Raw genomic sequence first — 21,282 nt, forward strand, 5'->3', positions numbered from 1 at the left:
TTCCGCCTACGTGGTCGGCGACGCGTCGCTACGTGGCGGATGCGCGCCCGGATCGGGCGGCAGCGCCGTCAACAGCCGCGGCCCGTGCTGCGCGCCGGCCTTCCAGCCGGCCTGCCAGTCCGCTTCGCCCACCGGTTGCGCGGCCAGCATCACGAGGCTATGCGCGCCCACTTCGACTTCCGGCGCCGCCAGCCGGTACGGCCCGCTTTCCGGCTCGGCTGTGTCTAGCAGCACGTGCCATTCCAGATGCGGCGCGGGCGGCATAAAGCGCAACGTCTGCTGATTCGCGTTGAGCATCATTAACAATACTTCGGTTTCGCCATTCAGGCCTGGACCGGCGCGCCGCAGCGTGAATGCGCGGCCTTCAGGGTCCTGCCACGCTTCGATGGTGAGCGGATCGCCGTGTTCGTCGAACCAGCCGACATCGAACAGACCCGGCAACACTTCGCGGTCGCCAAACAGAAAGCGCGTCTCGCGCAGCAACGGGTGTTGTTTCCGTAACGCGATCACGCGCGCGACGAACTCGGCCATCTGCTGCCCGTCCGGCGTTTGCGCGCGTTCCCAGTCGATCCACGAGATGTCGTTATCCTGGCAGTACGCGTTGTTGTTGCCGTTCTGGGTGCGCAGCGATTCGTCGCCGGCCAGCAGCATCGGCGTGCCGAGCGCCATCAGCAGCGTGGCGACCAGCGAGCGGGCCACACGTTTGCGCGTGGCGAGTATCGTGGCGTCGTCGCTCGGACCTTCCGCGCCCCAGTTGCGGCTGCAGTTTTCGTTATGGCCGTCGTTGTTGTCTTCGCGATTGACTTCGTTGTGCTTCTGCTCGTAAGCGGTGACGTCGGCTAACGTAAAACCGTCATGCGACGTGACGAAATTGACCGATGCCCACGGCTTGCGGAAGCGCCGGTTGAACAGATCGGCCGAGCCGGTCAGGCGTGCGGCGAGATCGGGGCGCAAGCCGGCGTCGCCGCGCCAGAAACGGCGCACGGTGTCGCGGAAACGATCGTTCCATTCGGCGAAACCCGGCGGATGATTGCCGAGCTGATAGCCGCCTGGCCCGATATCCCACGGCTCGGAAATCAGCTTGCGTTGCGACAGGATCGGGTCCTGGCGCAACGCGTCGAAGAAACCGGAACCGGGATCGAAACCGTGCTGTTCACGCCCGAGCGTGACGCCGAGATCGAAACGGAAACCGTCGATATTGAACGCCGTGGACCAGTAGCGCAGCGAATCCATCACCATCTGCAGCACGCGCGGATGCGGCAGGTTCAAGGTGTTGCCGCAGCCGGTGTCGTTGATATGGTGACGTTCGTCGCCGGGAATCAGGCGGTAGTAGCTGGCGTTGTCGAGGCCGCGCCACGACACGGTGGGGCCCATCTCGTTGCCTTCGCAGGTGTGGTTGTAGACCACGTCGAGAATCACTTCGATGCCGGCCGCGTGCAACTGGCGCACGGCAATGCGCATTTCGTCGAGCCGGTGCGTGCTCAGATACGAGGGCTCCGGCGCGAAAAACGCCGCCGTGTTGTAGCCCCAGTAGTTGCGCAGGCCACGCTCCACCAGAAAACGATCGTTGAGAAACGCGTGAACCGGCAGCAGTTCTACTGCGGTCACGCCGAGCTTCAGCAGATGCTCGATAAACTCCGGCGACGCCAGCGCGGCAAACGTGCCGCGCTCATGCTGACGCAGATCGGCGCGCAGCATCGACGCGCCGCGCACATGCGTTTCGTAGATCACGGTCTCGCCCCACGGCACGTTGGGGCGCTTGTCGTGCGACCAGTCGAACGCTTCGTCGATCACCACGCACTTGGGCATGGCCGGCGCCGAATCGCGCCGGTCGATGGAAAGGTCCGCGCGATTCGAATGCACGCGATAGCTGAACAGCGCGTCCGACCAGCGAAATTGGCCGACCAGCTTGCGCGCGTACGGATCGAGCAGCAGCTTGTGCGGATTGAAGCGGTGCCCATGCTGCGGCTGATACGGCCCATGCGCGCGAAAGCCATACGCGGTGCCTGGATGCGCGTTCGGCAGGTAGCCGTGCCAGACCTCGTCGGTGCATTCGGGCAGCGTGAAGCGGCGGATTTCCTTGCGGCCGGTCGGATCGAACAGGCAAAGCTCGATTTTTTGCGCGTTCGCCGAGAACACCGCAAAGTTGACGCCGAGACCGTCCCAGCTAGCGCCGAGCGGGTAGGGCGAGCCGGGCAGAAGCCGGTCGGGCATTGCATGCGACATGATTCCCCTTCCTTTGTTCTGATTGTTGAACGCTCGCTTGGGTCTTCATGCAACGAGCGCGCGGCTTGTCACGCCGCGCGCTCGCTCTACAACTACTTCGTCAATCCGCGCGCAGCACGATCGTCGCGAGCGGCGGCAGCGTCAGCGACGCCGAATGCGGCCAGCCGTGGCTCGATATGGCGTCGGTCTGAATCAGTCCGCCGTTGCCCATGTTCGAGCCGCCGTACACGCCGGCATCCGTATTCAGCACTTCGACCCAGCGTCCGCCGCGCGGCATGCCGAGCCGGTAACCAACGCGCGGCACCGGCGTCATGTTGCAGACCACGACTACTTCGCGGCCCGCGCCATCGGTGCGGCGGTAGGCGTACACGCTGTTGCCGTTGTCGTCACCGACCAGCCATTCGAAGCCGCCCGGTTCGCAGTCGAGCAGGTAAAGCGCGGGTTCGTCGTGGTACAGACGGTTCAGATCGCGCACCAGCATCTGCACGCCGTGGTGGTTCGAATCGTCGAGCAGATGCCAATGAGGCGACGTGTCGTGATTGAACTCCGCCATCTGGCCGAATTCGCCGCCCATGAACAGCAGCTTCTTGCCCGGATGCGTCCACATGAAACCGAAGTACGCGCGCAGGTTGGCGAACTTCTGCCAGGTGTCGCCGGGCATCTTGCCGAGCAGCGAACCTTTGCCGTGCACTACCTCGTCGTGCGACAGCGGCAGCACGAAGCGCTCCGAATACGCGTACACCATGCCGAACGTCATCATGTGATGATGGTATTGGCGGTACACGGGGTTTTCTTCCACGTAGTGCAGCGTGTCGTGCATCCAGCCCATGTTCCATTTGAACTGGAAGCCGAGGCCGCCGTCTTCGACCTTGGCCGTGACGCCCGGCCATGCGGTCGATTCCTCGGCAATCGTGATCGCGCCCGGCACACCCGGCACATAGCCGACTTCGTGATTGAGCCGCTTCAGGAACGCGATCGATTCGAGGTTCTCGCGGCCGCCATAAATGTTCGGCACCCACTGGTCGGCGGCGCGCGAATAGTCGCGGTACAGCATCGAGGCGACCGCATCCACCCGCAGCGCGTCGACGTGATAGCGCTTCAGCCACGCCAGCCCCGAGGCGATCAGGAACGCGCTCACCTCGTTGCGGCCGAGGTTGTAGATCATCGTGTTCCAGTCCTGGTGATAGCCTTCGCGCGGATCGGCGTGCTCGTAGAGCGGCGTGCCGTCGAAGTCGACCAGACCGTGCGCGTCGTTCGGAAAATGCGCGGGCACCCAGTCCAGAATCACGCCAAGACCGGCCTCGTGCGCCTTGTCGACGAAGCCGGCGAATTGCTCCGGCTTGCCGAAGCGCGCCGACGGCGCGAACTGCCCGAGCGGCTGATAACCCCACGATCCGCCGAACGGATGCTCGGCGATCGGCATGAACTCAACGTGCGTGAAGCCCATGCTTTTCACGTACGGGATCAGCCGATCGGCGAGCTCGTCCCAGGTGAGACCGCGCTGGCCTTCTTCGGCGACACGCAGCCAGGATTCGGCGTGCACTTCGTAGATCGAGATCGGCGCGCGCGGCGTTTGCTTCGCGGCGCGCGACTGGATCCATTCGTGATCGCTCCACGGAAACTGTTCGATCTCGTCCACATGCGCGACCACCGACGCCGTGCCCGGCGGCTTCTCGGTTTGCATCGCGCACGGGTCGGCCTTCAAGGGCAGCGGGTGCCCATCGCGCGACAAAAGCTCGTACTTGTAGCGCGTGCCGGCTCCGACGCGCGGCACGAACAGCTCCCACACACCGGCCTGATGACGCAGCCGCATCGGATGACGGCGGCCGTCCCACGCATTGAAGTCGCCCACCACGGAGACGCGCCGCGCGTTCGGCGCCCACACGGCGAAGCGCACGCCGGGCACGCCGTCCACTTCCATGGGACGCGAGCCGAGCAGTTCGAGCACCGCGTACGGATCGCCGCCGGCGAGACGGCCGAGCGGTTCATCGCCGAGCACGGCGCCGAACGAATACGTGTCCTCGATTTCCTGCACGACGCCATGCCAGTCGATCCGCAAGCGATACGGCGCGGCGGACGTGACGCGGCCGGCGAACAACCCCGGCCTCAGTTGTTCGAGCTCGCCGAGCGTCGCGCCGTCGGCGCGTGCGATCACGGTAACGTGCGAGGCGTTCGGCAACAACGCGCGCACCACCGGACCCGCGTCCGTCTGATGCAGCCCGAGCTGCGAGAAAGGATCGGGGTGACGCGCTTCGACTAGCGCGTCGATGTCGAGCGGTTGGAGGCCCGCGGCCGGATCATGCTCACTCATAGTCGCCCTCGGCCGGGTTAGGCGGTGTGGCGGCGCCAGGCGCCTGGGTTGAGGAATCGTGTGACGATGCGCCAGTATCGCCGAGCAGACGATTGGCGAGCGCGGCGAGGCCGCGCACCGGCAGACCGAGCCACGTGGGACGGTTGGCCGCTTCGTAGCGGATCTCGTAAGCGGCCTTTTCGATCAGGAACAGATCGAGCAGCGCTTGTTCGGCTTCGGGGGCCACCAGCGGTGTCGCGGCATCCGCCGCGGCGGCGCGATACGCCGTCAGGAAAGTGTCGGTAGCATGCGCGCGGAAGCGGTCGAACAGCACAAGCTTGCGATCGGCCGTTTGCTGCGGCGCGCTTTCCATCGTGGACTGTGCGGCCGCACTCGCATATGACAACGAACGCATCAAGCCGGCCACGTCGCGCAGCGGACTCGACTTCTGCCGACGCTCGTCGAGCGAACGCGCCGGTTCGCCTTCGAAGTCGATCAGATACGCGTCGCCCTGCGCCACCAGCACCTGGCCTAAGTGGAAGTCGCCGTGAATGCGGGTGCGCAAGGCGCCCGTTTCGATGGAAACCAGTTTGTCGACGACCTCGACGAGCGCGGCGCGACGGTCAATCAGGCTTTGGGCCAGCGCGTGGGTTTCCGGGTCGCTCATCTGCTCGATGCGCGGCACGAGCAGGTCGAGCGCGCCGGCGAGCATCGCCTGCGTGCCGTCGACCCAGGCCTTTACCTGTTCGGCGCTCGCCGGTTCGGGCGAAAACGCCGGGTCGTCGGTCGGCGAGGCGAGCGCGACATGCAACTCCCCGAGCCGCCTGCCGATAATGCCCGCCAACGCGCTATAGCCTTCCATCAGATTCATTTCGTTGCCGCGGTCGGGCGTGGACTGCGCGTCGGTATCCACGGCGATCGCGAGTTCGTCGACCGAACGGCGCAGGAAGTCGAGCGACCAGTTCCACGCGTCGCCCTGGTTGTCGATAAAGCCTTGCAGGATCGCCAGCGTATGCGGCACGCCTTCGGGATCGACGCGCACCACTTCACCATACAGCGGCGCGGTGTTCGCGTAGCCGAGCTGGGTCAAATAGCGGCTGATTTCCGCTTCGGGATGAATGCCGCTGACGAGCCGGCGCACCAGCTTCAGCACCACGGCGTCGGCGATGATCAGCGAACTGTTGCTCTGTTCGGCCGCGAGCCAGCGAATGTCCGGCCGCTCGCCGAGCCCGGACAGTTCGTCGAAACGCTCGGTCGGCAGAAACTTGATTTCGCTCTTCTGCACAGTCGGCACGACCGCGCGTTCGCGCAGCTTGCGCATCACGCCATGCGCGAAGATCGGCAGCGCGAATGCATCGGTCAAATGCCCGACGTTGCGGCCACGCCGCACGCGCGCCAACGCCAACTGCATGAACAACGGGGTGGTGGTTTCGCCGCCCCAGGTGATCGCAATCGGCACCACGTAGCGTTCGGTGTGATCGCCCACGTCCGCTTCGATTTCGGTGAACGCGAAGCCGCCGTTCGGAATCGTCGTCAACGCGGCAAGCCGCACCGCATGCATCTTCTGATCCTTCGACGCAAACCAGCGGCGCCGGCTCAGCCATGACGGCAGCACTTCGGATTCGAGCAGGCGGACGTTTTCCGGCGTCGGGCCGGCCTGGCCTTCGCGAATAACGATCGTCACGAATTCCGGCAGCGGTTCCGAATGCGCTTGCGCCCAGGTCGGACGCTGCCCACCCGGGCACAGCATGAACCACAGGAACCCGTACGGCGGGAACGTCAGCAGATAGGTGAGTTGGCCGATGGCCGGGAACACCGAATCGGCGGTCATTTCGATCGGCACGGAGCCGTTGAACTCGGACAGGTCGAGTTCCACCGCTTGCGGCGCACGCGACAGATTCGCCACGCACAAGATCGGCGGCTCGCCCGGCGTTTCGCGCAGATACGCGAGAATCTTGCGATTCTCCGGCTTGAGAAAACGGATCGTGCCGCGCCCGAAGGTCTGCTTCGCGCGCCGCGTGGCCAGCATGCGGCGCGTCCAGTTCAGCAGCGAATGCGGGTCGCGGCTTTGCGCTTCGACATTGACCGCGTCGAAGCCGTACAGCGAACCCATGACCGGCGGAAGCACCAGTTGTTCGGGATCGGCGCGCGAGAAACCGCCGTTACGATCCGACGACCACTGCATCGGCGTGCGCACGCCGTCGCGGTCGCCGAGGTGGATGTTGTCGCCCATGCCGAGCTCGTCGCCGTAATAAATCACGGGCGTGCCGGGCATGGACAGCAGCAGCGAATTGATCAACTCGATACGACGGCGGTCGCGCTCCATCAGCGGCGCGAGACGGCGGCGAATGCCGAGGTTCAGCCGCGCGCGGCGGTCGCTCGCGTAGGTGTTCCACAGATAATCGCGCTCGGAGTCCGTGACCATTTCGAGCGTCAGTTCGTCGTGATTGCGCAGGAAAATCGCCCACTGGTTCGTTTCGGCGAGATCCGGCGTTTGCCGCATGATGTCGGTGATCGGGAAGCGATCCTCACTCGCGATCGACATGTAGATGCGCGGCATCAGCGGGAAGTGGAAGGCCATGTGACATTCGTCTTCGTCGCCGAAATATTCCTTCACGTCTTCCGGCCATTGATTCGCTTCGGCGAGCAGCATCCGGTTCGGATACTCGGCGTCGATGGTGGCGCGGATCTTCTTCAGAATCGCGTGCGTTTCCGGCAGGTTTTCGTTGTTGGTGCCTTCGCGTTCGACCAGATACGGCACCGCGTCAAGCCGTAGCCCGTCGATCCCCATGTCGAGCCAGAAGCGCATGACCTGCAACACCTCTTTCAGCACGGCGGGATTGTCGAAGTTCAGATCCGGTTGATGTGAGTAGAAACGGTGCCAGTAATACGCGCCGGCTACCGGATCATGCGTCCAGTTGGACGGCTCCGAGTCGATGAAGATGATGCGCGTTTCCTGATACTTCTGATCGGTATCGGACCACACGTAATAGTTGCGATGATTCGAACCCGGCTTCGCGCGGCGCGCGCGCTGAAACCACGGGTGCTGATCCGACGTGTGATTGATCACCAGCTCGGTAATCACGCGAATGCCGCGTGCATGCGATTCCTGAATGAAGCGCTTCACGTCGGAGAGCTGGCCATAGTCCGGATGCACATTGCGATAATCGGCAATGTCGTAGCCGTCGTCGCGCCGGGGCGACGGATAGAACGGCAGCAGCCAGATCGCGTTCACGCCGAGTTCGGCGATGTAGTCGAGCTTGGCGATCAGGCCGGGGAAATCGCCCACGCCGTCGTTGTTCGCGTCGAAGAACGACTTGATGTGTACCTGATAGATGATCGCGTCTTTGTACCAGAGCGGATCGTCGCTCAACGCGGCGGGTTTGCCGCGCCGCTGCGAGCGGGCTTTCGCCGCGCTGCCGGTGGCGGCGTTGCCATGAGCTTGCGATGTGGTTTGGGCTGTATCGTCACGCTTCATATCGCACCTTCCGTTTGGGTTGGATTGCCAGCGTCTGCGTGATGGGCGCCGTCGGAGTCGCTGTCGGCTTCATCGGGCCGGTCGGCGGGTAGCCCACCGAGCGGCGCGATCCGCCAGATCGAAAATGGCTGACCCGAGCCGAGCTGAACGTGCTGCCGGCGGCCGTGCCATTCGAAGCGCGCGCCAGTCATCTGATCGGTGACTTCAAGCGCGCCGTGGTCGTGCAGATGCCAGTGCTGGAACGTCTCCCACGACAATTCGACGTCCGCGCCCTGTTCGTTGAACGGATCGAGATTGATGGCGACGACGATCACGTTGTCGCGCGCCTCGGTGGCTTTCTCGAAGAACAGAATGTTGTCGTTGTGGGCGGTGAGAAACGTCAGGCCGAGATGCGTTTGCAGCGCCGGGTTCGCGCGGCGAATCCGGTTCAGCGCACTGATCTCGCCGACAATGTTGCCCGGCCGGTTCCAGTCCCATGCGCGCAACTGGTACTTCTCGGAGTCGAGATATTCCTCGCTGTTCGGCAAGGCGGCGGCCTCGCACAACTCGAAACCGCTGTACACGCCCCACAAACCGGCGAGCGTCGCGGCCAACGCCGAGCGAATCAGAAAACCCGTGCGACCTTGCGACTGCAAATGCCGCGGGTTGATATCCGGCGTGTTGACGAAGAAGTTCGGCCGGTAGAAATCGCGCGCATCGGTTCGCGTGAGTTCGTTCATGTACTCGATGAAGTCGCGCTTCGACTCGCGCCACGTGAAGTATGTGTACGACTGCGAGAAGCCGATCTTGCCGAGCCGGTTCATCATGCGCGGACGCGTGAACGCTTCGGCGAGAAAGAGCGTGTCCGGAAAGCGCGCGCGGATATCGCCGATCACCCATTCCCAGAACGGCAGCGGTTTGGTGTGCGGATTGTCGATACGGAAAATATGCACGCCCGCGTCGATCCAGAACAGGAACACGTCGCGCAACGCGAGCCAGAGATCGGGCTTGGCGTCGTGCGCATAGAAGTCGGGATTGACGATGTCCTGATACTTCTTCGGCGGATTCTCCGCGTAACGCAGCGTGCCGTCGGGGCGCCATGCGAACCACGTCGGATGCTCCTTTAACCACGGATGATCCGGCGAACACTGCACGGCGAAGTCGAGCGCGATTTCGAGGCCGTGCGCGTGCGCGGCGGCGAGCATCGCCTTGAAGTCGTCGAGCGTGCCGAGTTGCGGATGCACGGCGGTGTGGCCGCCTTCGGCGCCGCCGATCGCGTATGGGCTGCCTACGTCGCCCGGTTGCGCGTTCAGCGTGTTGTTGCGGCCCTTGCGATTCGCCACGCCGATTGGGTGAATCGGCGGGAAGTACAGCACGTCGAAGCCCATGTCGCGAATGCGCGGCAGTTTCGTCGTGACGTCGGCGAAGGTGCCGTGGCGCGATTCGTCGTCGCTCATGGAACGCGGGAAGATCTCGTACCAGCTCGCGAAACGCGCGGCGGTGCGGTCCGCATCGATCTTGTAGATGGTCGGATCGCGGCTCAGGAAGGGCCGGTGGCGCGCGGCGGTCATTGCCTTCGCGGTGGTCGGCGCGAGCAGCAAGGCGAGCTTGGTGTCCGGGTCGGACTTCGTGAAGACCTTGACGATGTGTTCCAGCGGCTCCGTTATCGCGCCTTCTACGGTTTCGACTTCGGCGAGCACCAGCGCGAACAGATGCGACGCTTCGTCGAGTTCCAGTTCGACGGTTTGGCCTGCCTTCAGCTTCTTCTGGATATGCTCGACCAACGACGCGAAGTCGTCGCGCCAGGCGATCACGGTGAATTCGTGGCGGCCCAGCCGTTCGAGCGGAATGCGCGCGGTCCAGATGTCGAGGCCGGCGGGTTGCGCCGGCGCCATCGGCATTTCGTGCCACGCGGTTTCGTCGGCGGCGCGCCAGAGCACGGCGGCGGCGATCTTGTCGTGACCTTCGGCGAAGATCGCGGCGCGGATCTCAGCGCGTTCGCCGACACTGCGCTTGGCCGCGAACCGGCCGTTGTCGACGGAAGGCGTCACGTTTTCTATCGCCACACGCGGCGCGCTGATCGCCTCGATCACCGTCTTGTGACCGCTGCGTTTGCTGTTGGCTTTGTCGATCGGCGGTGCGAGGCGGATCGGTTTTTCCGTCACCGCGCGGAACAGGCGGACCGCGCCGGGGGCGAGCGTGAACGGCGTCAGCGTGAACGGCGTCAGCGTGACCGGCGCGGGGTGACCGGGCGCGTCGAGCGGCACGAATCGCGTGAAGTTGCCGGGCACGCCCACTAAAAAGCGGCCAGGGTCGACGCGCACCGGCGCGCCGAGTTCGGGATTGATGGCGATCAGGATCGCCTCGTTGGCGTCGCGCAGGTCGGGCTGATCGGCGCGCAGCAACACGGCGGCGGGCGCGCCTGGCCCGCTTAGCGGGCGCAGTTCACCATTGGCGTGCAGGGTTGCCGTGTTGCGTGCAACGTCGTTCACATGCGCAATGCGCTCGGAGAGATCGAACTGCTTCGCCTGGGCGGCGAGCGCGAACTGCGCGGCGTCGCCGCGCGTCTGCGACATTGGCTCGGCGATGCCGTATTCGAAGCCCATCGGCATCATCCAGCCGGTGCCGGTCGAAGCCGACGCGAACAGCGCGCGCCGGTAAGCGCGTTCGACGATAGCGGCGTCGTGCGCGTCGCTCAGGTCGGCGGCTAGGCGTGTGCCGTAAGGCGCTTCTGGGAACGCGATCGGCGCGCCGAGGCGCGCGAGCGCGGCGTGCTCCTCGACCATCCAGCTTGAACGGAAGTCCCACCAGCGCACCGACGTGAACACGCTGTCGAAGCCCGCGCCGTCCAGCGCGGGCAGGTCGCCGCGTGACAGACCGGGCGTCGCGGCAAGAAAGCGCACGTGCGGATGCCGGGCGCGCACTGCCTCGCCGAGTTGTCGCCAGACGGCGGCGGGCACGCGATGCGGGGAGTCGAAGCGGAAGCCGCCCACGCCGGCCTCGGCGAGCGCCAGCAATTGCTGCGTCCACCAGAGCGTGAGCGCGGCGCTACTGCCGGCCTCGTTGAAATTCGCATACGCGACGTTGTCCTCGCGATGCACATGGCGCGGATCGAGCCGCGCTTCCTCCGACTCGAACGGATGGAACCAGTCGGCATGTTCGGCGTAGAGCGCGCCATCGGCGGCCATCCGGTCGATCACCAGATCGGCCAGCAAGGTCACGCCATGCTGATGGGCCGTGGTCGCAAGCGTGCGAATCGACTCGACGGCGGACCCTTGCGCCTCGAATACCGGATGCAGCCTGGCGTGATTGCCGACCACTTGCCCGTGGCCTGCCTGTCCCGGCTCGAAGAGGCTGCCGATCAACGCATGGTCGAAGCCCAGCGCGGCGGCGTGCGCGAACTGCGCGGGCCACGCGGCGAGCGGTCCAACCAGAAGTGAATGAAAAAAGTAAATCCGTGGCGCGTACCCGTTTGGAGATTCCATCGGTCGTTTCCAGATTCGTCCTGCTGCGGTGTGGATGCAATTGGCATGCGATCACAGCGCTCATTGGGCTTCCAGAGCCGGATACCGCTACCGCGCGATTGCGTCGAGCGAAGGCGCGTACTGGTCAATGTAGTGCAAAGATCGTCACGCCGCTGGCCAGTAAGGGAGTGCTTTGACGCCACGCACGGTGACGCCGGACTGGCCGGAACTGTTCGCAAGACGCAGCAATCGGTGTGCCAGTATGGTCTGGAAACACGGAGGACGGGGGGCGAGCGTGCGCCCCGCAGGAGGATGCGGCGAACGCTGGAAGGTGGGATGGCGGCGGGCTAAGGCCTGGCTGAGGCGGCGGCCCGCGTGTAAATCGGGCGGCCTCGTCTGGGTTTTACACGGGGCTGATGGCGAGCCGCGCAGATCGCACGGTCACCCAAAAAACTGAAGCGGCAACGCGCTTACGAACCGACGAGGCCCGCTGCGATGTTCACGCACAAGCCCAGCACCGCGACGTTGAAGTAGAACGACAGGATCGACTGAGCGAGCGCCGCGCGACGAATCGTGCGCGAGCGCAACACCACGTCGGAAGTTTGCGAGGCCACCGCGATGGTGAACGAGAAGTACAGGAAGTCCCAATAGTTCGGCTGGAGCTTGTGATCCGGAAACAGCAACGGCGTCTCGTCGACGTCCGGGTCGTAGTACAGCCGCGCATAGTGAGACGTGAAGATGGTCGGGATCATGAACCATGCGCCGACCATCGTCAGGCCGGTCAACGCGTAGTGCCACGCGGTCGACGCGCCCGCGGTGCCCTTCGCCGAGGCCAGTTCGAGCACGATCGCCGCCAGGCTGGCGACCGTCGCCACGCAGATGATGGCCAGCACCACGCCCGCGTTTTCATCGTCGCGGCGGGCGTATTCGCGCACGTCGCCTTCGTCGGCGAGCGCCATGTGTACCCAGATCAGCACCAGATAGGTCCAGACGGCGGCGTCCCAGCCGGCCAGGCCGAGCACCATGGGACGCGTGTGGGCGGGCAACAGGAACGCGGCGACGCCGCCGATGGCCAGACCGATCAGCATGCGTGGCCGATTGCGAAGCACCTGCGGAAGAAATCGTGTGAGCATGGAATATAGGAGGGTGGGCATCGGTGTCGCGGATTCTACCCGCGCTTCGAGCACCATTTGTAGAATGGGTGAGTCACAGGCTATAGTCTTTCGCAACGGCCTTGCGCGCCGCTTTCAGTTGAAAGGCGATTGGCAGGCTGAGTGTGTTGCACCGAGAAGACCGCTGAAGCGGCACGAGACCAGGTTTGGGGTAGAGCATCGAGACAGCGCGCGAAGGGCATCCCTGCGTCGCCGCGTTGCCCGTTGAGTATGACTCACGATCGACTCACCATCTGGAGTCCCCATGACAGATGTTCCTGAGAAAAATAATGCGCACCACGAAGTGACGCATTCAACCGGGTTGTCGTCGTCGGCTTCGTTGTCGAAATCGTTTCCAGCGTCATTTTCTTCGTCGCGCAGAGCGTGGGTGCTCGGCGCCTGCGCCAGCGCCGCGGCGCTCGCGTTTGTCGGCGCCGGCGCCGGCCGCTCGTTCTCGTGGATCGCCCCCGCCTTCGCCGACGCGCCCGCGGGCGGCGGCCTCGACGCTTTCGTCGCGCTCTCGCAGCGCCTCACTGCCCACGCCAGCTTCGACCCGATCCTCAGCAAGCGTTACTACGACGCCCTCGCTAAATCCGACAGCCAGTTCACCCAGAATGTCGCCGCGCTCAATACGTGGCTGCAAGGCCATGGCGGCGTGCCGTCCGATACGGTCACGCAGGCCTTGCAGGCCGAGCAACCCGCGCTCGCGAAAACCGTCGGCGCGATCATGCGCGCGTGGTATCTGGGGCTCGTCGGCGAGATGCCGCATATCGACGTGATCGCCTATGAAAAAGCGCTGATGTTCGAGCCGGTGAAAGACGTGCTGACCATTCCGTCGTATTGCCGCGACGTGCCGTTCTACTGGACGCAGAAACCGGTCAGCGCCTGACACAACGACGTTCCCCGGTCGATAGAAAAGAGGGCAACAATGGCAAACTCAAATTCCGCCGACATCGTCGTAGTCGGTTCGGGCGTGGCGGGCGGACTGGTCGCGCATCAGATGGCGCTGGCCGGTGCATCCGTGATCCTGCTCGAAGCCGGGCCGCGTATTCCGCGCTGGCAGATCGTCGAGAACTTCCGCAACTCGCCGGCCAAGTCCGACTTCGCGACGCCGTATCCGTCCACGCCCTACGCACCGCATCCCGAGTACGCGCCCGCCAACAATTATCTGATCCAGAAGGGCGACTATCCGTACAACTCGCAATACGTGCGGCTGGTGGGCGGCACGACCTGGCACTGGGCGGCGGCCGCGTGGCGCCTGCTGCCGTCGGACTTTCAGTTGCATAAGCTGTACGGCGTGGGGCGCGACTGGCCGTATCCGTACGAAACGCTCGAACCGTGGTATTCCGCGGCGGAAGCGCAGTTGGGCGTGTCAGGCCCGGATAACTCGATCGATCTCGGCTCGCCGCGTTCGAAGCCTTACCCGATGAGCGCACTGCCGCTGTCGTACATGGATCAGCGCTTTAGCGACGTGCTCAACGCGCAAGGCTTCAAGGTCGTGCCCGAGCCCGTGGCGCGCAACAGCCGTCCGTACGACGCGCGGCCCACCTGCTGCGGCAACAACAATTGCATGCCGATCTGCCCGATCGCCGCAATGTACAACGGCGTGGTGCACGCGGAAAAAGCCGAGCAGGCCGGCGCGAAACTGATTCCCGAGGCCGTGGTGTACCGCGTCGAAGCGGACAACAAAGGGCTCATCACGGCGGTCCACTACAAGGACCCGAACGGCAACAGCACACGCGTGACCGGCAAGCTGTTCGTGCTCGCCGCCAACGGCATCGAAACGCCGAAGCTGATGCTGATGTCGACGTCCGACAAATTCCCGCACGGCGTCGGCAACAGTTCCGACCAGGTGGGCCGCAACCTGATGGACCATCCGGGCACGGGCGTCACTTTCCTCGCCAACGAACCGCTCTGGCCCGGACGCGGGCCGATGGAAATGACCTCGATCGTCAACTTCCGCGACGGCGCGTTCCGCTCCGATTACGCGGCCAAGAAGCTGCATCTGTCGAACGGCGTGCCGACCATGGGCGTGACCGCCGATCTGTTGAAGAAAGGCCTCACCGGCGCCGAACTCGACCGGCAGATTCGCGACCGCGCGGCGCGCACGCTGAACATCAACAGCTTCCACGAGCATCTGGCGGAGCCGCAGAACCGGGTGGTGCCGTCGGCGGATCACAAGGACGCGCTGGGTATTCCGCAGCCCGAGATCTACTACTCGATCAACGACTACGTGAAGAAAAGCGCGGCCAACACGCACGAACTCTACGCGCAGATCGCCAACCTGTTCGGTGGCGCGGAGGTCTCGTTCGACGACACCTTCGCCCCCAACAATCACATCATGGGCACTACGATCATGGGCAGCGATCCGGCGGATTCGGTCGTCGATGCGGATTGCCGCACGCACGATCACTCCAATCTGTTCATCGCCAGCAGCGGCGTGATGCCCACCGCGGCCTCGGTGAATTGCACGCTGACGATCGCGGCCTTGTCGCTGAAACTGGCCGACAAGCTCAAGCGTGAAATCTGAGCCCTGAACGGAGAGCCACCATGACGAAGAACCTCTCTCGCGGGCAGCCGGCTCAGGTGCTCGTTCAGCACAAGCGGCGGCGTTTCCGGGTCGCGACGCTGGCGGCGGCGTTCTCGCTGTTCGCGCTGTACATGGCGTGGTACGAAGCGCATGGGCCCAACGCGCGGCATAACGACGAATTGCCGATCATGCAGGCGCATGCCGACGACGCGTCGCAAGCGCCCGGCAGTGCGCCTGGCGGCGCCACCAACGGCGCTGCCGACGGCACGGCCACGCCCGCCGCAGCGGCCGGTAGCAGCGATCTGGTGAAACGCGGCGAATACCTCGCGCGCGCCGGCGATTGCGTCGCATGTCACACGGCGGACAAAGCCCGTCCGTTCGCGGGCGGCCTGCCGATCAACACGCCGTTCGGCACCATCGTGACGCCGAACATCACGCCCGATCCGGACACCGGCATCGGCCAATGGAGCGACGCCGATTTTCTGCGCGCGATGCATGAAGGCATCGGCAAGAGCGGCGAGCGGCTCTATCCCGCGTTCCCGTATGCGGAATACACCAAGGTCACCGATCAGGACGTGCTGGCGATTCGCGCGTATCTGAACACGCTCACGCCGATCCACTACGCGCCGCCGAGCAACAGCCTGAAATTCCCGTTCAACCAGCGCTGGTTGATGGTGTTCTGGAACATGTTCAATTTCACCGAGGGCCGTTTCGTCCCCGATCCGAAGCAAAGCGCCGAGTGGAATCGCGGCGCGTATCTGGTGGAAGGTCTCGCGCATTGCGAGGAGTGCCATACGCCGCGTAATTTCACCCAGGGTTTGAAGTCGAGTTCGCGCTTCTCCGGCGCGCTGCAGGCCGGTTGGCATGCGTACAACATCACGCCGGACAAGAACAGCGGCGTGGGCAACTGGAGCGACGACGAGCTCGTTTCGTATCTGTCGACCGGCGCGGCGCCGGGACGCGCCAACGCGGCTGGTCCAATGGCCGAAGTGGTGACCGACAGCACGCAGTACCTGACGCGCGAAGACCTCGGGTCGATCGTCGCGTATCTGCACTCGGTGCCGCCGATCAGCGGCGGCGAAGCGCGTCCGCGCGACCAGTGGGGCAATCCCGCCAACGACGTCACGGCATTGCGCGGCACCACGATCAACGCGGTGAACGGCGCGCAATTGTTCGTGGCCAACTGCGCGACCTGTCATAGCTGGACGGGCCAAGGCGTGGGCGCGAGCGCGCCCGGGGCGTATCCGTCGTTGATCCATAACTCGGCGGTCGGCGCGAGCGACGCCAACAATCTCGCGATGGTGATCTTGCACGGCGTCAGCCGGACGACGAAGCAGGCGGACGTGCTGATGCCTGCCTTCGGCACCGAACTCACCGACGATCAGGTCGCCGCCATCACCAACTATGTGACCAAACAGTTCGGCAATCCTCAGTCGACCGTGACCGTCGATCAGGTCGCCAAGCTGCGCACTCAGCAATAGCGGCCGCGCAGGGCGCGTGTTTTCGGAGAGGGCTTCCGGAAACACGCGGTTTTGGCGTCGATTTGCATCAATTTCGCCGTTTGGAGCGCCCGGATACGATGGGCAACGCGCATACAGGCGCGTGCCTGTCGCATTATCATGGGTCCATGGCTTCCGTACTCGTCAACCCCGTTCAGCATCATTCGGCCAATGCGAGCGGCCGCGATTTCGTGGTCGGCGATCTGCATGGCTGCGTCGATGCATTGCGCTATCTGCTGCGCACCATCGCGTTCGATCCCGCGCGCGACCGGCTGTTCTCGGTCGGCGATCTGGTGGATCGCGGCGAGCATTCCGAACAGGCGCTGGCGCTGCTCGACAAGGCGTGGTTCTTCCCGGTGCTCGGCAATCACGAAGACACGCTGTGCGGTGTTGCGGACGGCCGCATGCGGCGTCAGTGGTGGTATGGCATTGGCGGCGCGTGGGCGGCGGATTTGCCCGACGAACGCTTGCAGCACTATGCGGAGCAATTGCGCACATTGCCGCTCGTGCGGGTGGTGGGCAGCGGTAAGGAGCGCTTCAATATTCTGCATGCCGAATTCTTCGGCTCGGATGCCGAACTCGATGCAGGGAATTTTTCCGCCGACACTCGTCAGCAGTTGCTGTGGGGGCGTGGCCTCGCTTTGGGCAATAGCGATCCCGGGCGTCAACGCGGTCTCTCGCTGACGTATTGCGGCCATACGCCGATGCGCGATATCCAGCAGATCGGCTCGCAGGTGTTCATCGACACCGGCGCGTTCGGGCCGAGTGGCAAGTTGACGATCGTGGAGCCGCAGGCATTGCGGCGCTGGTCGGTCTCGACCGAAGACGCGCGTGCCGATGGCGCGGCGGCGTTGGCGTTGCCTTGACGCTGTTCGCCTGGCGCTCGCTTGCGCTTTCATGCGTGCCTTAGCGTTTTTTTCGGATTCAACCGCCTGGGTATCAACCCACCTGGTTGAGTTCGAACACCATATCCACGCCCGTGCCGTTCCAGTTGTATTCCAGATAAGCGGCGTGATGACAGGCGCGCAGCAGTGTCGTTTTGAACGCGGCGAGACATTCGCCGTCCGGGTCTCGCACCGACGGATACGCAATGCCTGGCGCCCCCGCTTCGCGCACCGCGCGGCCGAGCGATTGCCCGGGCAGATAATCGTCCGGCAACAGCACCGCGAGATCCAGCGATGCATCGCCGCGAATATCCACCACGTTGCCTTGCGCGATAACCGTGTAGAGACGCATTTGCTGACGCATGGGCGCCTCGGCGGTCGCCTCCAGAAATTTGCCCGTGTGATACCGCGTTTCGGCGATTGCGGTGGCGCGAGAGCGGGCGCAATAAAACACGCCGTAGCTGCCGTCGGAAAAGCGGCTGCCGAGCGGATTCAGATGCGTCAACGCGGCCATGATCGGTCCGTAGCCGGGCCCGAATTGGCGCTCTTCGTACGGCACCAGATTGAGATCGCCGACCTCGGTGCGCAGACGGTCGTTGGTCATCGCCTCGAGCGCGTACAACGCATCGAAATCTTGCGGCGATGCCACCCGGTCGAACAGATTGACGGCCGGAAAACGTGTGGGAATCACCCGATAGGCGGGCGACCAGTCGAGCCGCGCCGCGCGCCAGCGGTCCTGCCATTGCGGTTGTGTCACGCCCAGCCGCCTCGCATTGCGTCGAGATACTGGCGCACGGCCACGAGATCGCTAATGTTGCCGGCCAGCATGCGGTCTAGCGCGCGACGCCCGCCGAATGGCGGCGCGCTGTTGGGGCGCTTGATCCAGGAGTCGGCGGCGCCGGCTTGCGGCAGCAGGATTTGCAGCGCCTTGTAGATGCCGAGCAGCAGCGACAGGCGTTCGAGCGTATCGCGCCCGACGCGGGCCGTTTCAGGCGCCGCTTTCCATTTGAAGAAGGTGGAGCGGCCCGGTGAGCCGAGCAGCACGATCTGCTCTTCGGCGCTCAAGTCCCAGTCGCGTGCGATGTTGAAGAAAGCGCGCAAACCCGCCGCGGACATTTCTGTTAGCGAAGGGGGCGAAGCGGGCCGTCGAATCGGCACGTCGGGCTGGGAAGCGCGGGCGGCGTGAGCCATGAGCGGGTAAGTCCTTTTGTGTACTTAATATAGATAATAGTCTAGATATGGATTTTTGCAAGGGAATATAATCCCCAGCTCGTTAGACAGTGGCAGATCAGGAGAAGCAGGAGATGTGGGTTCGAGTAGTAGCAGCGGCGCTGGCCGTGTGGTGTGTGTCGGGTGCGGCGGTGGCTGCGGGTTATGCGGAAACGTGGAATCCGCCCGAAGCGTCGGGGCATGCGGCCAAACAGGCCGGGAAGACGAAGAAGGTTGCGAAGGTGGTTAAGGCTTCGGGCGGTTCGAAGGAGGGTTCCAAAACGGGGGCGAAGGTCGCCTCGTCGAAGACGGCGTCAAAAACCGCTTCCAGGCATACGGCGAGCGCTCAGCATGGGGTGCAGCGCGTGGCGTCGGCATCGGTGTCAGGCAAAGGTGGCAAGCCGGCGACGCATGGTGCGGTGAAGAAGGTGACGGCGAAGGGCAGTACAAAAGGAACCGTCAAAGCGCTGGGCACTACAGGCAAGCCCAAGAAGCCGAAAGCAGCTGTGATGGCGCAGGGTAAGAAGCCGCATGCGCAACTGGTGACGGCGAAATCAGGGCAGGGCAAGGTCACCCACGCCAATCTGGTTCAAGGACATGCGACGCGTCCGCACGCGGCCAAGGTTGCGGCGAAACCGGCAGTGACGAAACCGGCAGTAACTCAAGCCAGTGCGCCGGTTCAAAACGCAAACGTTAGCGCCAGTCCGGCGGCGATGGCCGCCACGTCCACCAATCCGGCGACCGCCAGCAGCGGCTCGTTGCCGCCGATTCTTCACTGAGCTCGATTTCAGCCGGCGCGTCTCTCGATTTCAGCTGGCGCGTTTGCGTTTAGCCTTGGTCTCCGGCGGTCCCAACGCCGTACGGCCTAGTTCCACGATCCGCGCCGACAGCTTTTCCAGACGCGGCGACTGCACCTTCCACGCGTGCCAGTACAACTCGACGTCGGTGGGTTGTTTCGGCGCCAGGTCGACCAGCTCGCCGCGCTCCACGGCGTCGCCGAATTCCAGCTCCGGCACCATCCCATACGCGAGGCCGCGCTGGATCGCCATGTAACGCGGGACCGGCGCGGGCACGTAATGGCACGGATACGCCTCCGGCGGCAGGCCGAAGCGCGTTTCGAGAAAACGCGCCTGCAACGCGTCCTTGCGTGAGGACAGGATCACCGGCGCGCGCCGCGCGCTGTCACGCGTCAACCCATTCGGAAACCAGCGCTCGACAAACGCCGCTGACGCCACCATCCGGTAGCGCATCGCTCCGAGCCGTTCGGCGAAGCAGCCGCGCATCGGCGCGGGTTCGGTGGTGATGCAGCCGATCGCAAGACCCGACGCGAGCAGCGCGTGGGTGTGGTCCTGATCGTCGACGGTCAGGTCCAGCAGCACGTTTTCCTGCAGCAGGATGTCCGAGAGCGCGGGGAAAAACCACGTGGATAGCGTGTCCGCGTTGACGGCGGCGGCGACGCTCAGCAGCGCCTCGTTGGCACCCGCCAGATCGCTGGCGAAGTCGTCTTCGAGCAGCGCGGCGCGCCGTAGAAATTGCAGCAGGCGCTGGCCCATCTGCGTGGCGCGGCATGGGCGCGTGCGCACGATCAGCGGATTGCCGAGGCGCGTTTCGAGCGCCCGCACCCGCTGCGATACCGCCGACGACGTGAGATTCAGCCGCACGGCGGCCTGCTCGAAACTGCCGGTTTCGATGACCGCGCGCACGGCGGCGGTTTGTCGGGGGTCGAGGTCCACGAAATGCCCTTTTTATAGGAGGTGACGCCGAACGGCGCGACGGGCTGCTCCACGAACGGACGCGAAGCCGCGCGACGGCTCGGTCCAGCCGCTCGGCGCCGCGGTTGAATGCATTGCGCGTCTAACGATCGCTTCGGACGATCTCAAGTCAAGCCGCTTTGCGCGGCCGACCGCCTTTCTTGCCGTTTTCGCGTGCTGCCGCCGACTTCGCTTCGGACTTGACGCTGCCACCGCTGCGGCCGATATCGCGCATCCATGCTTTCGAGCCGAATACGCCGTCGATCAAACCGTGCACCGACACCACGACGTCGAGCGCCGGAAATACAAGCGCAGAACCGAGGCCGAAAATTTCTATCTCGCGTAGATCTGCGGGCGCAGCGTTGTGCAAACCCTCGATGAAAGCGACCGGGACGAGCAGAGAAATGCCATTGGTCAGTGTGATGTCGAGACGCTTGGTGCGCGGCTTATATTTCGCGCCGAGCGCGGCGGGACGCCTAGCGGTTGCGGCGCCACGTTCCTGAGCAAGCCGCCATTCTTCGCTGCTGTTCATGAGTGGATTCCTTTCCATGCGGAGCACAGGAACGGCACCATTTCGTTAATGCGTTTTGCCAGTCGGCGCGCTTCGCGTTCTGAATACCCTCGAGCCTCGCGGATCGACACCGGGCCCTCGGGACAATTCAAGATAAAGATAATCTCACCATCCGGACCGAGAACATGAACATGTGGCGGAGCGTGATCGTGAGGGTAAATCACCACGACCAGCCCGTCGATCCGGGCAATGATGGGCATGCTCACGATTATATACCGTAGCCGCTTGGGTTTTTACGATAACCCGTGCG

At 64.3% G+C, this 21,282-nt stretch carries 15 protein-coding genes; 5 read left to right on the plus strand and 10 right to left on the minus strand.

The features are described from left to right. Nucleotides 1–6 precede the first annotated feature (6 nt). The 5 genes from glgX to GGD40_RS29485 form a co-directional block, all read right to left on the minus strand. Nucleotides 7–2,226: a glycogen debranching protein GlgX gene (gene glgX / locus GGD40_RS29465; RefSeq protein ID WP_179746028.1), complete on the minus strand. Its 2,220-nt coding sequence runs from the start codon at nucleotides 2,224–2,226 to the stop codon at nucleotides 7–9. 100 nt (nucleotides 2,227–2,326) lie between these two features. Beyond that, complete coding sequence (glgB, locus tag GGD40_RS29470) at nucleotides 2,327–4,537, minus strand: 1,4-alpha-glucan branching protein GlgB (RefSeq protein ID WP_179746029.1); 2,211 nt, start codon at nucleotides 4,535–4,537, stop codon at nucleotides 2,327–2,329. Further along, entirely contained in the window at nucleotides 4,530–7,994 is a 3,465-nt protein-coding gene (gene treS / locus GGD40_RS29475) for a maltose alpha-D-glucosyltransferase (RefSeq protein ID WP_179746030.1), read from the minus strand. The genes glgB and treS overlap by 8 nt, the downstream gene beginning before the upstream one ends. Beyond that, nucleotides 7,991–11,458: a maltotransferase domain-containing protein gene (locus GGD40_RS29480; protein ID WP_179746031.1), complete on the minus strand. Its 3,468-nt coding sequence runs from the start codon at nucleotides 11,456–11,458 to the stop codon at nucleotides 7,991–7,993. Before GGD40_RS29480 ends, treS begins: the two co-directional genes overlap by 4 nt. Nucleotides 11,459–11,907: 449 nt before the next feature. After that, nucleotides 11,908–12,570 (minus strand): DUF1345 domain-containing protein, encoded by a 663-nt coding sequence (locus GGD40_RS29485; RefSeq protein ID WP_179747090.1) that lies wholly within the window; start codon nucleotides 12,568–12,570, stop codon nucleotides 11,908–11,910. 283 nt (nucleotides 12,571–12,853) lie between these two features. Here GGD40_RS29485 and GGD40_RS29490 point away from each other — a divergent pair, with 283 nt between their 5' ends. The 4 genes from GGD40_RS29490 (at nucleotide 12,854) to GGD40_RS29505 (ending at nucleotide 17,483) form a co-directional block, all read left to right on the plus strand. Beyond that, entirely contained in the window at nucleotides 12,854–13,477 is a 624-nt protein-coding gene (locus GGD40_RS29490) for a sugar dehydrogenase complex small subunit (protein ID WP_179746032.1), read from the plus strand. A 39-nt stretch (nucleotides 13,478–13,516) separates the two neighbouring features. Continuing rightward, nucleotides 13,517–15,118 (plus strand): GMC family oxidoreductase, encoded by a 1,602-nt coding sequence (locus tag GGD40_RS29495; RefSeq protein ID WP_179746033.1) that lies wholly within the window; start codon nucleotides 13,517–13,519, stop codon nucleotides 15,116–15,118. Between the two features lie 20 nt (nucleotides 15,119–15,138). Beyond that, nucleotides 15,139–16,599 carry a cytochrome c gene (locus GGD40_RS29500; RefSeq protein ID WP_179710909.1) on the plus strand — a complete coding sequence of 487 codons (1,461 nt, stop codon included), beginning with the start codon at nucleotides 15,139–15,141 and terminating at the stop codon, nucleotides 16,597–16,599. Between the two features lie 146 nt (nucleotides 16,600–16,745). Continuing rightward, a complete protein-coding gene (locus tag GGD40_RS29505) occupies nucleotides 16,746–17,483 on the plus strand; it encodes a metallophosphoesterase (RefSeq protein ID WP_176061050.1) in 738 nt (245 codons plus the stop codon). 73 nt (nucleotides 17,484–17,556) lie between these two features. On the opposite strand, the gene GGD40_RS29510 is transcribed toward GGD40_RS29505, so the two are convergent. Then, the gene (locus GGD40_RS29510) at nucleotides 17,557–18,258 is read right to left on the minus strand and encodes an RES family NAD+ phosphorylase (RefSeq protein WP_179746034.1); all 702 of its coding nucleotides are present in this window, start codon (nucleotides 18,256–18,258) and stop codon (nucleotides 17,557–17,559) included. Beyond that, nucleotides 18,255–18,692 (minus strand): MbcA/ParS/Xre antitoxin family protein, encoded by a 438-nt coding sequence (locus GGD40_RS29515; protein ID WP_179710905.1) that lies wholly within the window; start codon nucleotides 18,690–18,692, stop codon nucleotides 18,255–18,257. The genes GGD40_RS29510 and GGD40_RS29515 overlap by 4 nt, the downstream gene beginning before the upstream one ends. A 113-nt stretch (nucleotides 18,693–18,805) precedes the next feature. On the opposite strand from GGD40_RS29515, the gene GGD40_RS29520 reads away from it, so the two are divergent. Then, complete coding sequence (locus GGD40_RS29520) at nucleotides 18,806–19,489, plus strand: hypothetical protein (protein ID WP_179746035.1); 684 nt, start codon at nucleotides 18,806–18,808, stop codon at nucleotides 19,487–19,489. Between the two features lie 30 nt (nucleotides 19,490–19,519). Here GGD40_RS29520 and GGD40_RS29525 read toward each other — a convergent pair whose 3' ends face one another. The 3 genes from GGD40_RS29525 to GGD40_RS29535 all read right to left on the minus strand — a co-directional run bounded on the left by GGD40_RS29525 (nucleotide 19,520) and on the right by GGD40_RS29535 (nucleotide 21,232). Further along, on the minus strand, nucleotides 19,520–20,443 hold the full coding sequence (locus GGD40_RS29525; protein ID WP_179746036.1) for an HTH-type transcriptional regulator ArgP: 924 nt from the start codon (nucleotides 20,441–20,443) through the stop codon (nucleotides 19,520–19,522). Between the two features lie 148 nt (nucleotides 20,444–20,591). Beyond that, on the minus strand, nucleotides 20,592–20,993 hold the full coding sequence (locus GGD40_RS29530; protein ID WP_176061053.1) for a DUF2442 domain-containing protein: 402 nt from the start codon (nucleotides 20,991–20,993) through the stop codon (nucleotides 20,592–20,594). Continuing rightward, on the minus strand, nucleotides 20,990–21,232 hold the full coding sequence (locus GGD40_RS29535) for a DUF4160 domain-containing protein (RefSeq protein ID WP_176061130.1): 243 nt from the start codon (nucleotides 21,230–21,232) through the stop codon (nucleotides 20,990–20,992). The genes GGD40_RS29530 and GGD40_RS29535 overlap by 4 nt, the downstream gene beginning before the upstream one ends. Nucleotides 21,233–21,282: the final 50 nt, after the last annotated feature.

Source organism: Paraburkholderia bryophila, assembly GCF_013409255.1.
Taxonomy (GTDB): Bacteria; Pseudomonadota; Gammaproteobacteria; order Burkholderiales; family Burkholderiaceae; genus Paraburkholderia.